Source organism: Caballeronia sp. INML3B (genome assembly GCF_023631305.1).
In the GTDB taxonomy this organism is placed as follows: Bacteria; Pseudomonadota; Gammaproteobacteria; order Burkholderiales; family Burkholderiaceae; genus Caballeronia; species Caballeronia turbans.
Genome location: NZ_JALQDI010000003.1, coordinates 230,991 through 244,447 on the forward strand (window position 1 = coordinate 230,991; position 13,457 = coordinate 244,447).

Here is a 13,457-nt window from a genome sequence, read left to right on the forward strand (position 1 = left end):
TTTTCCGCGACCTGTTTTTGTCGAAGTTGCTCGAGTATAGGCAGCGGCATATTGACTGGAAAGCGGACAAAAAAGTCATTTTGCCGCCAGCTTGCCGACTGCCATCGAGTGTTACTTTGAAATAAGCGTTGATTCAGGGAATTTTCTTTTCAGCCTAGGTACAAACCCCGTATGTGCGCCGCGCCATTCCCGGCGGCGCCGAAACCGCAAGTCCGTGGAGCATTCGCCAGATGACTTCCCCGACGACACGTTCTCTCGAAGTCGATTTCTTTCGAGGAATCGTGCTGCTCATTATCGCGGTGGACCATATAACGGGAAGCGTGCTTTCGCGCTTTACGCTGCATCAATATGCATTCTGCGATTCCGCAGAAGTTTTCGTGTTTCTTGGGGGTTATGCGTCGGCGGCGGCTTATACGGCGCTTGCGACTCGCCGTAGCGATTCAGCCGCGCGCCGACGCTTTTTCAAACGCAGTTGGGAAATCTATCGCGCGTACCTGTTCACGGCGTTTCTGATGCTGATCGGCGGCGCGCTCCTGATGGCGCTGAAGGTCGATACGCCGATGGTCGAGTACACCGAGTGGCCGAACTTCCTCGTGAGACCGTTCGGCCTGACCGTCGATATCGCTCTGCTGCGTCAGCAGCCTTATCTTTCCGCGGTGCTGCCGATGTACTCGGTTTTCGCGCTCGCCGTCCCGGTCATCGTTCCGCTCGCGCAGAAAAAGCCGGTCATCGCGATGTTCGGCAGTCTGCTCGTGTGGCTCGCGGCCATGCCGCTCTTGCGCTTTTTGCCGGGTACCTACGGCGAAGCGTGGTCGTTCAACCCGTTCGCCTGGCAACTGATGTTCATGATCGGCATCCTGTCGCGCGTCCAGCCAATCAGCGACGCATTTCATGCCGGCCGTGCCGCGCGCTGGCTGACCGCAGGCGCGATTGCCCTCGCGCTGACGTTCGCGTTTTTCAAGCTCTTCCTCGAAACCCAGGCGCCGCCGGGATACATGAAGCAGAACCTCGCGACGCTGCGCATCGTGAGCTTTGCGGCGATCGCGTGGATCGTCGCGCGCGGGGTGTATTCGGGATGGGTCGGCAGACTCGCGCGCAAGTTGCCCGGCATCGTGACGATCGGCCAGCAGGGGCTCGTGTGCTTCATCGCGGGAACGTGCGTATCGCTCGTGCTGGATTCGGCACTGCGCGCAATGGGCGTGCTCGGGCTCGGGCGCTACCCGTCGCACTGGATTCTGGGGCTCATCGCGGATGGCATCGCCATCGCGAGTCTGCTCGTGCTTGCGCGCTTCTGGGCCGACCGCAAGGCGGCGAAGGCAGCGCGCGCGAACGGCGTCGAACGGCCGGCGCCGCGCATTCCGGTAATCAAGGGCAGGCCGGTGCCTGCCCATGTCACGAACCAGCGCGATCGCTAGGCGCGCCGGTTGCCCACTCTCATTCGAGCGTGATGTTGCGCGTCTCACGCATGCATAGCACCGCGATGAGGCTCACCGCCGCGGCGGCCGACACATAGCCGCCCACCCACGTCAGCCCGCCGCGATTGGCGAGCAGTTGCGCGATATACGGCGCGACCGACGCACCCAGAATCCCGCCCAGGTTGTACGCGACGCCGGCGCCCGTGTAGCGCACGTTCGTCGGAAAAAGCTCGGGCAGGAGGGCGCCCATCGGCGCGAAGGTGACGCCCATCAGGAACAGCTCGATCGTGAGGAAGAGCGCGACCTGGATCGTATCGCCGCTGCCGAGGAGCGGGGCCATCGCGAAGCCGGACAGAATCGCGAGCAGGCAGCCGACAATCAGCACAGGCTTGCGTCCGAAGCGGTCACTCGCGATTGCGGAAATCGGCGTGGCGATCGCCATGAACAGCACGGCGAAGCACAGGAGCCCCAGAAACGTCTCGCGCGCGAAATGCAGCTTGGCGACGCCGTAGGACAGCGAGAACACCGTCGAGATGTAAAAGAGCGTGTAGCAGACGACCATCGCGAACGCGCCGAGCAGCGTCGGCACGAGATGGCTCGACAGCAGTGTCGCGACCGGCACCTTCACGCGCTCCTCGCGCTCGACGGCCGCGCGGAACGCCGGCGTCTCCGCGATCTTCAGGCGCACGTAGAGGCCGAGCGCGACCAGCACGGCGCTCACGATGAACGGCACGCGCCAGCCCCAGCTGCGGAACTGCTCATCGGAGAGCGACAGCGCGAGACCGAAGAAGAGGCCGTTCGACGCGAGGAAGCCGATCGACGGTCCGAGCTGCGGAAACATGCCGAAGAGACCGCGCTTGCCTTTCGGCGCGTATTCAGTCGCGAGCAGCGCGGCGCCGCCCCATTCGCCGCCGAGGCCGATGCCCTGCCCGAAGCGCAGGACGCACAGCAGGATCGGCGCGAGGCTGCCGATCGAATCGTAGCCGGGGACGAAGCCGATGAGTGTCGTCGAGACGCCCATCACGAGCAGCGAAGCGACGAGCGTGGATTTGCGGCCGATGCGGTCGCCGAAGTGACCGAACAGGAACGAGCCGATCGGTCGCGCGAAAAACGCGATGCCGAACGTGACGAATGCGGAGAGCGCCTGCGCGGCGGGCGAGTCGTGCGGAAAGAACACCGGTCCGATGACGAGCGCGGCGGCGGTCGCATAGACATAGAAGTCGTAGAACTCGATCGCGGTGCCGATGAAGCTCGCGAAGATAACGCGAGAAGCGCTTTGGGAACCGTCGCCGGGCTTTGCGGCGGAAAGCGAGGGTGAGGCCATGTTGTCTCCGTTGTCGTGTTGCCTTGGTGCGAAGCATTGTCGCGCGCATCGCCGGGTGAGAGCGATCGGAATGACGAGCGATTTCGTCGCTCGACGCGAGTCAGCTTTTTGTAGGGATTGCGATGCGATGGCAGGAAAGCCAGCTTTGACGGCGCGCACGAGTAACGCGCAATGTCGCGGCGCAGTCGGGCTGCGCTCAGGCGCTTCGCGCGGCGCGCGGGATGGGCGCGAGGCGAAGGCCGCGCCGGAACCGGTCCGGCAGGGGTGCCAAAAATTATAACGAGCGTGCGGGGTGCGCGCTGATCAATCGATGGTCGTCGCCTGCGGCGAGTGCGAGGTTTGCAGTTGGAACTGGCCGTTGTCGTTGAACATCCAGCCTTCGAAAAGCTCCAGCTGATCTTTTCCGTTCAAAAGACGCGCGGGCGGTGCGGGCAGCGGCGACGCGCGGCGCAGCGAGGCGAGCGCGGTGGCTTCGGCTTCGTCGTCGCCATTGGTGCGATACACCGACGATTCGACGAGCCGCCCGCCGCGGTCCACCGTGAACGACACGAGCACGAACGAGCGCAGCATCGCCTGCGGCGCGCCTTTCAGAACGAGCGACGGATTACGCTCGAAGATGCGCTGGGCGATGCGTGCCTTGTATTCGTCGAGCGTCAGGACGGGCACGGCCGGCGCGGCGGGGCGCGCGGCGACGACGCTCGGCGGCGGCGTGATCGTGCAGGCGCTCATCGCAAACGCGCCGATGAGCGCAATGGCGATAGAGCAGGAACGTGACGCGGACATCGCAGGTAAAGACGAACTGGCGTTACTTATATGGTAGTCGCTGCAAAGGCCGTGAGTGGAACAAATGCGTGCGGTAGCGCGCGCTCGGGCGCGCGACTTGCTGCCGATGATTTCATTCGACGACACTCGAGGAGGGCGCCATGAACAGCGAAACGAATAGTCCGGACGACGGCAAGGCCGCCGAGCACAGCGACAACGAGAAAAGCAAGCTGCCGGAGCGCGAGGATGAAAACCGCAAGCAAGGCCCGAACGACAGGCCGGGCAAGCAGACGGGCGAGGGCGAGGCGCCGGTCGGCTGAGACGCGCAGCGCGTGTACGGCACCGGCGAGGCGGTGCTATCGTAGATAGGGGATATCCCCGCTAACGGGAGGATGCCATGTCACGCAAGAACCATCCGGCACCGTCGGGCGCGCCCGCGCGGCAGCAGCAACCGGCCACGGCCGCACATTCGAAGAGTGAATCGAAACGTGCCGCGCCCAAGCCGGATGCGGCCAAGGCGGAGCCGGTTCCACACGTTCGTCCGCCGGTCAGGTCCGACGACAATTGATGCGCGTCGTTGACGGTCTCATCGTCAGTCTGTGTACGGTTTGACGAGCTCGGCGCAGCGCACCGGCGCGGTGGAACGGATCGTTCCCGTCTCTGCCGCGCGCGTTTCCACGCAGCGATAGAGGCTATTGTTTTTCTGAAGCACGTACGTGTCTTCAAAGAGCCCGGAGTTGCGCGCGGCCACGCTCGTCACTGCGACGATTCCGTACCCGTTCTGGATCAGGTCGAAGAGCGTTGCCTCGGTCGCGCGCCATTGCGCGTTCGGTTGGGGCTGGGCATGCGCCGGCAGGCTTGCGGCGACGACGCAGCCGAAGAGGATCGGCGTGATGCGGCCTGGCTTCATGGGGGGTCTCCGCGTTGTTATCGATGAGGCGGTTAGATGGCGTGCGGGCCATTGTGTTCACATCGATTTTTTGCCAAGCGCGTGATTGGGCTTGCTGGAAGAGCAAAAAAAGGCCTCGCTTGCTGCGAGGCCCAAGTCCAGCTTACCCATTGAGGGCCCCCTTCGACCGAGATGGGGAGACTCGGGAAGGAGGAAGGGCGAAGATACGTGGCGCGCGGCGCGTGGGCTACGCGTATCGTCTGAATTTCAACGCAACGCGGTGGCGGCTTCCTGCTAACCATAAGGATGTCGAAACGAACGAATGCAGCGAGGTACTTGCGCTTTCACTACAGCGCTGCGAGGGGGAACCGCGTTGCAGCCATAGAAATTGGCACCGACGGCCGTCCGATAACTCAATCTGATTTCCCCGAGTACCTCCAGAAACAACAAAGCCCCGTAAGCGTTTGAACTTACGAGGCTTTCTTTCGTTTTTGGCGGAGGCGGTGAGATTCGAACTCACGGAAGGATCGCTCCTTCGCCGGTTTTCAAGACCGGTGCCTTAAACCGCTCGGCCACACCTCCAGCAAGGCGCGTATTGTAGCGCAAGTCATCGTCGTGGAGAAACGCTCATCCTTCGAGTGATTTCGTCGCCTTGAGCGCGGGGAAAAGGCGCATCCAGACCATCGCGACGACGATCGTGCCGATTCCGCCGATCAGCACCGCGGGCACCGCACCGAACAATCCCGCCGTCATCCCCGATTCGAACTCTCCGAGCTGATTCGACGTTCCGATGAACAGCGAATTGATCGCGCCGACGCGCCCGCGCATTTCATCGGGCGTCTGCAACTGCACGAGCGACATGCGCACGACGACGCTGATTACATCCGATGCCCCCAGCGCCGCGAGCGCGACGAGCGACACATAGATGTTGCGCGACAGCCCGAACACGATGGTCGCGATGCCGAACGCGATCACGCCGCCGAACAGCGCATTGCCCGCGCGCTGCCGCAACGGAAAATGCGCGAGCCAGATCGATCCGGCGAGCGCGCCGACCGCGGGCGCGGCGCGCAGAATACCGAGTCCCCACGGCCCGGTGTGCAGGATGTCATGCGCGTACACCGGCAGCAGTGCGGTCGCGCCGCCGAGCAGCACCGCGAAGAGATCGAGCGACAGCGCGCCCAGAATCACCGGCTTGCCGCGAATGAAGCCGATGCCGGAAAAGAGCGCCTCCAGCGACAACGGCGCGCGCATGCGCACCGCTTCGTCGATTTTGATCGCGCCCACCGCGCACGCCGCGACGAGAAACGCGACCGTCACCGCGCCGTACACGGTCAGCGCGCCCAGCCCATAGAGCACGCCGCCCATCGCGGGGCCGAGGATCTGCGCGGTCTGGTTCGCGGAGGTCGACCACGCGCTCGCATGCTGCAACTGATTGCGCGCGACGAGATTCGGCAAGAGCGCGGCCATCGACGGCGATTCGAACGCGCGCGCCGCGCCGGTGATCGCAGCGATTGCGTAGATCGGCGCGACATCGTGCCAGCCGTGCCATGCGCCGAGACACAGCACGAGCGCGGCGATGCCCTCGATCGATTGGCACACGTACGCGATCGTGCGCCTGTCGTAACGATCCGCGACGTGCCCGACGACGAGCGTCAGTACGAACATCGGCAGGAATTGCGCAAGGCCGACGAGACCGAGCGCATAAGCGCTATGCGTGATCGAATAGACCTGCCATCCGATCGCGACCGACATCATCTGAAACGCGACCGACGACATCACCCGCGCGGTCCAGAAGAGCGCGAACGGACGATGCCGCATTACCGAGTCCTGCGCCATCGTCGGCGCGCTCAATTTTGCGGATCCTTCAAGAACAGCTCCTGCAGATCGTTGAGAAAGCGCTGGCCGAGCTCGGTTGGCGCAATGCGCTCGATGTCGCGCGCGATGAGCCCGCGCCGCTCCGCTTCGACGAGCGCCGGCTCGATCGCGGACAGCGCCAGGCCCGTGCGCTCGACGAACGCATGCACCGGAAAGCCTTCGACGAGGCGCAGCGTATTCAGCATGAATTCGAACGGCAGATCGCGCGGGCCGACGTCGCGTTCTTCCTGAATGGCGGTTTCGCCGGGCGAAAGCGCTTGATCCATATACGTCGCCGGATGCTTGAAGCGCGCCTGACGCAGGACCTTCGACGGAAACGACAGCTTCGTATGCGCGCCCGCGCCGATGCCGAGATAGTCCCCGAAGCGCCAGTAGTTCAGGTTGTGCCTGCTCTGGCGATGCGGCTTCGCATACGCCGACACTTCGTAGCGCGCGTAACCGGCTTCACGCGTGCGCTCGTGTATCCAGTCCTGCATGTCGGCGGAGGCGTCGTCGTCGGGCAGGGCGGGCGGGTATTTGGCGAAGAGCGTGTTCGGCTCCATCGTCAGGTGATACAGCGACAGATGCGGCGGCGCGAAGGAAATGGCCGTGTCGATGTCATGCCTGCATTCGTCGAGTGATTGCTGCGGCAGCGCGAACATCAGATCGAGATTGAAGTTGTCGAAGTGCTTCGCGGCGATCTCGACGGCTTTGCGCGCCTGCATCGCGTCGTGGATGCGGCCGAGCGCCTTAAGATGCGCTTCGTTGAAGCTCTGGATGCCGATCGACAGACGATTCACGCCGCTCGCACGGAACGACGCGAATTTCGCGGCTTCGAACGTGCCGGGATTGGCTTCGAGCGTGATCTCGGCGTCGGCATCGACGGGCAGCAGCGCGCGCGCGTCGGAGAGCAGCCGGTCGAGACCTTTGGCCGACAACAGCGACGGCGTGCCGCCACCGATGAAGATCGTATGCACCTGCCGTCCCCACACGAGCGGCAATGCGCTTTCGAGATCGGCGCGCAAGGCGTCGAGATAACGTTCCTCGGGGAACGTGTCGTCCTTCCATTCATGCGAGTTGAAGTCGCAATAGGGGCACTTGCGCACGCACCAAGGGAAATGCACGTACAGCGAGAGCGGCGGCAACGACGTCAGCCGAATGCTTCCCGGCGACGTGAAAGCCTGCACCACGTTGATTGTCTTCGGTCCGGCGCTCACGCAAGTTCCTTCAGTCGTTGCAGCAGGTCGCGCAGCGCGAGCGCGCGATGGCTCAGCGCGTTCTTGCGCGCCGGATCGAGCTCGGCGGCGCTCGCGTCGAGCGTCGGCAAAAAGAAGTGCGGATCGTAGCCGAAGCCGTTTGCACCGCGCGGGACGTCAATCACTTCGCCATGCCAGCGGCCTTCCGCGATGAGCGGCTCGGGATCGTCCGCGTAACGCACGAGCACGAGCACGCAGAAGTAGTACGCGCGGCGATCGGCTTGCCCGGCGAGATCGGCGACGAGGCGCGCGTTGTTTGCCGCATCGCTCTTCGCGCCGCCGCTCATCGACGCATAGCGCGCCGAATACACTCCCGGCGCGCCGTTCAGCGCGCGCACGCACAAGCCGGAATCGTCGGCGAGCGCGGGCAGGCCGGTGAGCTTCGATGCGTGCCGCGCCTTCGCGAGCGCATTCTCGACAAAGGTCACGTGCGGCTCGGGCGCTTCGGGCACGCCGAGTTCGCCTTGCGCGATCAGTTCGATGCCCGCCGCATCCAGCAGCGATGCGAGTTCGCGCAGCTTGCCCGCATTGTTCGACGCGAGCACTACGCGGCCGAGACCCTGTGCGTCAGACACCTTGAATCCCCAACGTTTCCTTCTGCTTCAGGATCAGCGCGCGGATGCCACTGTCGGCGAGCGCGATCAGTTCGTTCATCTCCTCACGCGTGAAGGGCGCGCCCTCCGCCGTGCCCTGCACTTCGACGAAACCGCCCGCGCCCGTCATCACGACGTTCATGTCGGTGTCGCACTGGGAGTCTTCTTCGTAGTCGAGATCGAGCACGGGCGAGCCTTCGAAGATGCCGACCGAAATCGCCGCGACGAAGTCCTTGACCGGCGTCTTCGTGATCTTGCCCGCCGCGAGAAGTTTGCCGACTGCGTCGTGCGCGGCGACGAACGCGCCCGTGATGCTCGCCGTGCGCGTGCCGCCATCGGCCTGGATCACGTCGCAATCGATATGCAGCGTGCGTGCGCCGAGCGCGTTCAGGTCGAACACCGAGCGCAGCGCGCGCCCGATCAGGCGCTGGATTTCCTGCGTGCGGCCCGTCTGCTTGCCGCGCGCGGCTTCGCGGTCGCTGCGCGTGTGCGTCGCGCGCGGCAGCATGCCGTATTCGGCGGTCAGCCAGCCTTGCTCGCGGCCGCGCAGAAACTCGGGCACGCGCTCGGCGACGCTCGCGGTGCAGATCACCTTGGTATCGCCGAATTCGACGAGCACCGAGCCTTCCGCGTGCCTCGTGTAATTGCGCGTGATGCGCACGTCGCGCAACTGGTTCCCGCGGCGGCCGCTCGGACGCGGGGGAGAAGGCTTGAGCAGGGGAGAGTCGGTCATGGGTATCGAAAGAAGAGAGTGGAACCAGCGAACCCAGCGATTTTATCGTTATTCACCTGCCGGCGTTGCGCGCGCGTCACGGCGCTGGACGTGCCGTCCGGGCGGGCTTCGCATCAAAAATGGGATAATGCGGATTCCTCGCCCGGCGGCCAGACGCGTGCCAATCCCAAAGCACTTCGGGCGCGCCGGGCGCTCGTATCAGACAGGCCTTCGCAACGAAGGCTCTCAATCGCGAGACGTACCATGATCTACAGCATGACAGGCTATGCCAGCGCGACACGCGAAGTCGTCGCGGATGGCGCGGGACCCAATGGCGCAGGCGGTTCGGGCGTCGGTGTATCGGTGGAATTGCGCACGGTGAATTCGCGCTTTCTCGACCTGAACTTCCGCATGCCCGAAGACGTGCGCGCAACCGAACCGCAACTGCGCGAAATGCTGATGACGAAGCTCTCGCGCGGCAAGGTCGATATCCGCATCAACCTGAATCGCGTCGAGCAGACCGCGAATGCGGGCGCGCTGAATCGCGAGGCGCTCACGCAGCTCGCCACGCTCGAGCGTGCCGTGCTCGACGTCTTTCACGACGCCGAGCGCATGCGCACCGGCGAAATCCTGCGCTGGCCCGGCGTGCTCGCGGAAAGCGCGGTGTCGCAGGACACGCTGCGCGAAGCGGTGCTCGCGTGCGGCAAGCAGGCAATTGCCGATCTCATCGAAGTGCGCGCGCGTGAAGGCGCGGCCCTCGGTAAGGTGCTCATCGAGAACGTGACGGAGATGGAAGCGATCGTCGCGCGCATCACGCCGCTCGTGCCGGAACTCATCGCGAAGCATCAGCAGAAGATCGTCGAGCGCCTGCAGGACGCGCTCGGTATCGCGACCACCGAAGGCGGCACAACGGTCGCGACGAGCGTGCCGCGCGAGGAAATCGCCGAACGCATCCGCCAGGAAGTGACCATGTACGGCATCCGCATCGACATCGCGGAAGAGTTGCAGCGTCTCACGGCGCACCTTGCCGAGACGCGCCACGTGCTGCAAAAGGGCGGCAAGGTCGGCAAGCGGCTCGACTTCATGATGCAGGAGCTGAACCGCGAAGCGAACACGCTCGGCTCGAAGGCGGCCGCGAAGGAACTCGCGGATGCATCGATGACGCTCAAGCTGCTCATCGAGCAGATGCGCGAGCAAGTACAGAATCTGGAGTAACGCAACATCATGCCGAATACCGCACACCGCTCGCACAGCCACTACACGGGCATTTATCCCGGCAATCTGTTCATGGTCGTCGCGCCCTCGGGCGCGGGCAAATCCACGCTCGTGAACGCGCTGCTCGCCGAGGATCCGGACATCCTCTTGTCGGTTTCGTACACGACGCGCGAAGCGCGTTCGAAGGAAACCAACGGCGTGCAATATCACTTCGTGTCCGTCGACGAATTCATGGAGCGGCGGGAAAAGGGTGAGTTTCTCGAAAGCGCCGAGGTGCATGGCAACTACTACGCCACGTCGAAGCTGTGGATCGCGGAGCAGATGAAGCAGGGCCATGACGTGCTGCTGGAGATCGACTGGCAGGGCGCGCAGCAGGTGAAGAAGCAGTTCCGCAACGCGGTGGAAATTTTCATCCTGCCGCCGTCGCTCGAAGCGCTCGAAGACCGCCTCAAGAAACGCGGCCAGGATTCCGAGAAAGTGATCGTGCGACGCCTGCTCGCGGCCGGTAGCGAGATGGCGCATGCCTCGGAAGCGGAGTATGTCGTCATCAACGAGAACTTCGATCGCGCGCTGACCGAACTACGCTGTCTCGTTGCCGCGACGCGCCTGCGCTTCACGTCGCAATACGCGCGCAATACGCAGCTTTTCGTGGACCTCGGCATCCACTCCACGCCGCAAGCATGACGCGCCTGCAGTGGCCGGGTCGTTCGGTCACATAAGGTAGAATAAAACCCATATTGAGAAGGAAACAAACATGGCCCGCATCACCGTCGAAGACTGCCTGAAACAAATCCCGAATCGCTTCGAGCTCGCGCTTGCGGCAACGTATCGCGCGCGCCAGCTCGCGCAGGGCCACACGCCGAAAATCGAGAGCCGCGACAAGCCGACCGTCGTCGCGCTGCGCGAGATCGCCGCGGGCCAGGTTGGTATCGAAATGTTGAAGAAGGTGCCCGTCTAAGGGCTGCCTTTCCGCACGGTTTCATTTTTTGCAACCGACAACCCAGCGCGCCACATCACCACGGAGGGGAAGATGAGTCAGACACCGTTGCCCATCTCCGCCGCCGTGGACCCCGACCTCGAAATCGATCAGGATTCCCTGCTCGATGCGGACAAGCCGCATGCGGCGCGCAAGTACATCGACGCGGTCCTCGAACAGTCCTTCCGCCATCTGTTCGGCCCGACCGCCACGCCGGAGCAGCCGCGCAAGCACGACGTCGTTTCCATCGCGAAACTGACGAACGCGCTAGCGAGCTACATCACCCCGGAAGAGATCAAGGAAGTCAAGGCGGCTTTCCACTTCAGCGACGAAGCGCACCTCGGGCAGTATCGCCAGAGCGGTGAGCCGTACATCACGCATCCGGTCGCGGTCGCGGAAATCTGCGCGGGCTGGAAGCTCGACGCGCAATCGATCATGGCGGCCTTGCTGCACGACGTGATCGAAGACCAGGGTGTGACCAAGACCGAGATCGCGGAGCGCTTCGGCGCGAAGGTCGCGGAACTGGTCGACGGCTTGTCCAAGCTGGACAAGATGGAATTTCGCAATCGCGAGGAAGCGCAGGCGGAGAACTTCCGCAAGATGCTGCTCGCGATGGCGCGCGACGTGCGCGTCATTCTGGTCAAGCTCGCTGACCGGCTACACAACATGCGCACGCTCGGCGCGGTCCCGCCGGAGAAGCGCCGGCGTGTGGCGCGCGAGACGCTGGATATCTACGCGCCGATAGCCCACCGGCTCGGCCTGAACAACACGTATCGCGAGCTGCAGGATCTGTCCTTCGCGAACTTCAATCCGAACCGGTACGCGACGCTCGAAAAAGCGGTGAAGGCCGCGCGCGGGAATCGGCGCGAAGTGGTCGGCAAGATTCTCGAGACGGTGCAGCGCACCATCGCGGATGCCAAGATCAACGCGGAAGTCACCGGCCGCGAGAAAACGATCTACAGCATCTACAAGAAGATGCGCGACAAGCAGTTGTCGTTTTCACAGGTGCTCGATGTATACGGTTTTCGCGTCGTGGTCGAAAGCGCGCTGGAATGCTATACGTGCATCGGCGCGCTGCATGCGCTCTACAAGCCCGTGCCGGGCAAGTTCAAGGATTACATCGCCATTCCGAAGGTGAACGGCTATCAGTCCCTGCATACGACGCTGGTCGGTCCTTTCGGCGCGCCGATCGAGTTCCAGATCCGCACGCGCAAGATGCACGAGATCGCCGAGGCGGGCGTCGCGGCGCACTGGCTCTACAAGAACGGCGGCGCGGATCTGAACGACGTCCAGAAGCGCGCGCATCAATGGCTCAAATCGCTGCTCGATATCCAGAGCGAAGCGGGCGATTCGAGCGAATTCCTCGAGCATGTCAAGATCGACCTGTTCCCGGACGCGGTCTATGTATTCACGCCGAAGTCGAAGATCATGCCGCTGCCACGCGGCGCGACCGCGCTCGACTTCGCGTATTCGATCCACAGCGACCTCGGCAACCAGTGCGTCGCGGTGAAGATCAACAACGAGCTCCTGCCGCTGCGCACGGAGCTGAAGAGCGGCGATATCGTCGAAGTGATCACCGCGCCGTATTCGAAGCCCAATCCCGCGTGGCTCGGCTTCGTGCGCACCGGCAAGGCGCGCTCGGCGATCCGTCACTATCTGAAGACGATGCGCCTGAACGAGTCCGTCCAGTTGGGTGAGCGGCTCGTCGATCAGAGTCTCAAGGGCTACGGTCTTGCGCTCTCGGACGTCACGCCGGAAGTGTGGGAAAGGCTCGTGCAGTGGACCGGCAACAAGACGCGGCAGGAAATCTTCGCCGATATCGGTCTCGGCCGGCGCGTGGCGGCGGTCATGGCGAAGCGCATCGAAGTGTTGATGAACGGCATCGCCGATGACGACGAGCATCCTCATCGCGAGCATCACAACACCAATACCGCGCCGCCGGTGGTCATCACGGGCACGGAGGGCATGTCGGTGCAGTTGTCGCCGTGCTGCCGCCCGATTCCCGGCGATGACATCATGGGTTACATCGGCATCGGGCTCGGCATGGCGATTCACACGACGGAATGCCGCGTCGCGCAACGGATTCACCGGCGCGATCCGGGCCGCTGGATCGATGTCGCGTGGGCGCCGCAGCCCGGACGTCTGTTCGATGTCGCCGTAAAGGTTCTCGTGAAGAACACGAAGGGCGTCTTCGCGCGCGTGGCGGCGGATATCACGTCGGCCGACGCGAACATCGTGCATATCGCCATGGACGAAGACGTGTCGCAGGAAGCGAAGCTCTTGCGCTTCGTGATCCAGGTGAGCGACCGCGTGCATCTGGCGAACGTCATGCGCCGCGTACGCACCAATCCGGACGTCATGCGCATTGCGCGCGAGCGCCCGAGCGACGAACCGCATCACCGCAATCAGGACGGCGGCATGCGCATCGACCGCGAGCGCGCCGACTACTGACGCGGCGCGG

General features: G+C 63.8%; 14 protein-coding genes and 1 tRNA gene. 7 read left to right on the forward strand and 8 right to left on the reverse strand.

Features of this window, described 5'->3' with window-relative positions:
- The first annotated feature begins 230 nt into the window (after window positions 1-230).
- On the forward strand, window positions 231-1,415 hold the full coding sequence (locus NCS58_RS04290; RefSeq protein WP_250537947.1) for an OpgC domain-containing protein: 1,185 nt from the start codon (window positions 231-233) through the stop codon (window positions 1,413-1,415).
- 19 nt (window positions 1,416-1,434) lie between these two features.
- Here the strand turns inward: NCS58_RS04290 and NCS58_RS04295 are convergent, their stop codons facing one another.
- Both NCS58_RS04295 and NCS58_RS04300 read right to left on the reverse strand, forming a co-directional pair.
- Window positions 1,435-2,739 (reverse strand): MFS transporter, encoded by a 1,305-nt coding sequence (locus NCS58_RS04295; protein ID WP_061118843.1) that lies wholly within the window; start codon window positions 2,737-2,739, stop codon window positions 1,435-1,437.
- A gap of 303 nt (window positions 2,740-3,042) precedes the next feature.
- Window positions 3,043-3,522 (reverse strand): TonB family protein, encoded by a 480-nt coding sequence (locus tag NCS58_RS04300; RefSeq protein ID WP_250537948.1) that lies wholly within the window; start codon window positions 3,520-3,522, stop codon window positions 3,043-3,045.
- Window positions 3,523-3,662: 140 nt separating this feature from the next.
- Here NCS58_RS04300 and NCS58_RS04305 point away from each other — a divergent pair, with 140 nt between their 5' ends.
- Window positions 3,663-3,821: a hypothetical protein gene (locus NCS58_RS04305; RefSeq protein ID WP_250537949.1), complete on the forward strand. Its 159-nt coding sequence runs from the start codon at window positions 3,663-3,665 to the stop codon at window positions 3,819-3,821.
- A gap of 77 nt (window positions 3,822-3,898) precedes the next feature.
- Window positions 3,899-4,069, forward strand: a complete 171-nt coding sequence (locus tag NCS58_RS04310; protein ID WP_250476424.1) for a hypothetical protein — start codon at window positions 3,899-3,901, stop codon at window positions 4,067-4,069.
- 24 nt (window positions 4,070-4,093) lie between these two features.
- Here the strand turns inward: NCS58_RS04310 and NCS58_RS04315 are convergent, their stop codons facing one another.
- The 6 genes from NCS58_RS04315 to rph form a co-directional block, all read right to left on the reverse strand.
- Window positions 4,094-4,411 carry a hypothetical protein gene (locus NCS58_RS04315; RefSeq protein WP_250537950.1) on the reverse strand — a complete coding sequence of 106 codons (318 nt, stop codon included), beginning with the start codon at window positions 4,409-4,411 and terminating at the stop codon, window positions 4,094-4,096.
- A gap of 471 nt (window positions 4,412-4,882) precedes the next feature.
- Window positions 4,883-4,972, reverse strand: a tRNA-Ser gene (locus NCS58_RS04320).
- Window positions 4,973-5,017: 45 nt separating this feature from the next.
- Complete coding sequence (locus NCS58_RS04325) at window positions 5,018-6,226, reverse strand: MFS transporter (protein ID WP_250476450.1); 1,209 nt, start codon at window positions 6,224-6,226, stop codon at window positions 5,018-5,020.
- 11 nt (window positions 6,227-6,237) lie between these two features.
- Window positions 6,238-7,461, reverse strand: a complete 1,224-nt coding sequence (gene hemW, locus NCS58_RS04330; RefSeq protein ID WP_250537951.1) for a radical SAM family heme chaperone HemW — start codon at window positions 7,459-7,461, stop codon at window positions 6,238-6,240.
- Entirely contained in the window at window positions 7,458-8,075 is a 618-nt protein-coding gene (rdgB, locus tag NCS58_RS04335) for an RdgB/HAM1 family non-canonical purine NTP pyrophosphatase (RefSeq protein WP_250537952.1), read from the reverse strand. The genes hemW and rdgB overlap by 4 nt, the downstream gene beginning before the upstream one ends.
- Window positions 8,068-8,826: a ribonuclease PH gene (gene rph, locus NCS58_RS04340; RefSeq protein ID WP_250537953.1), complete on the reverse strand. Its 759-nt coding sequence runs from the start codon at window positions 8,824-8,826 to the stop codon at window positions 8,068-8,070. Before rph ends, rdgB begins: the two co-directional genes overlap by 8 nt.
- Window positions 8,827-9,069: 243 nt before the next feature.
- On the opposite strand from rph, the gene NCS58_RS04345 reads away from it, so the two are divergent.
- From NCS58_RS04345 to NCS58_RS04360, 4 genes are all read left to right on the forward strand, one after another.
- Window positions 9,070-10,020, forward strand: a complete 951-nt coding sequence (locus tag NCS58_RS04345; RefSeq protein ID WP_250537954.1) for a YicC/YloC family endoribonuclease — start codon at window positions 9,070-9,072, stop codon at window positions 10,018-10,020.
- Window positions 10,021-10,029: 9 nt separating this feature from the next.
- The gene (gene gmk, locus NCS58_RS04350; protein WP_061118850.1) at window positions 10,030-10,704 is read left to right on the forward strand and encodes a guanylate kinase; all 675 of its coding nucleotides are present in this window, start codon (window positions 10,030-10,032) and stop codon (window positions 10,702-10,704) included.
- 70 nt (window positions 10,705-10,774) lie between these two features.
- Window positions 10,775-10,978 carry a DNA-directed RNA polymerase subunit omega gene (gene rpoZ, locus NCS58_RS04355; protein ID WP_006999799.1) on the forward strand — a complete coding sequence of 68 codons (204 nt, stop codon included), beginning with the start codon at window positions 10,775-10,777 and terminating at the stop codon, window positions 10,976-10,978.
- 72 nt (window positions 10,979-11,050) lie between these two features.
- Complete coding sequence (locus NCS58_RS04360; RefSeq protein ID WP_250476426.1) at window positions 11,051-13,447, forward strand: bifunctional (p)ppGpp synthetase/guanosine-3',5'-bis(diphosphate) 3'-pyrophosphohydrolase; 2,397 nt, start codon at window positions 11,051-11,053, stop codon at window positions 13,445-13,447.
- Window positions 13,448-13,457 lie beyond the last annotated feature (10 nt).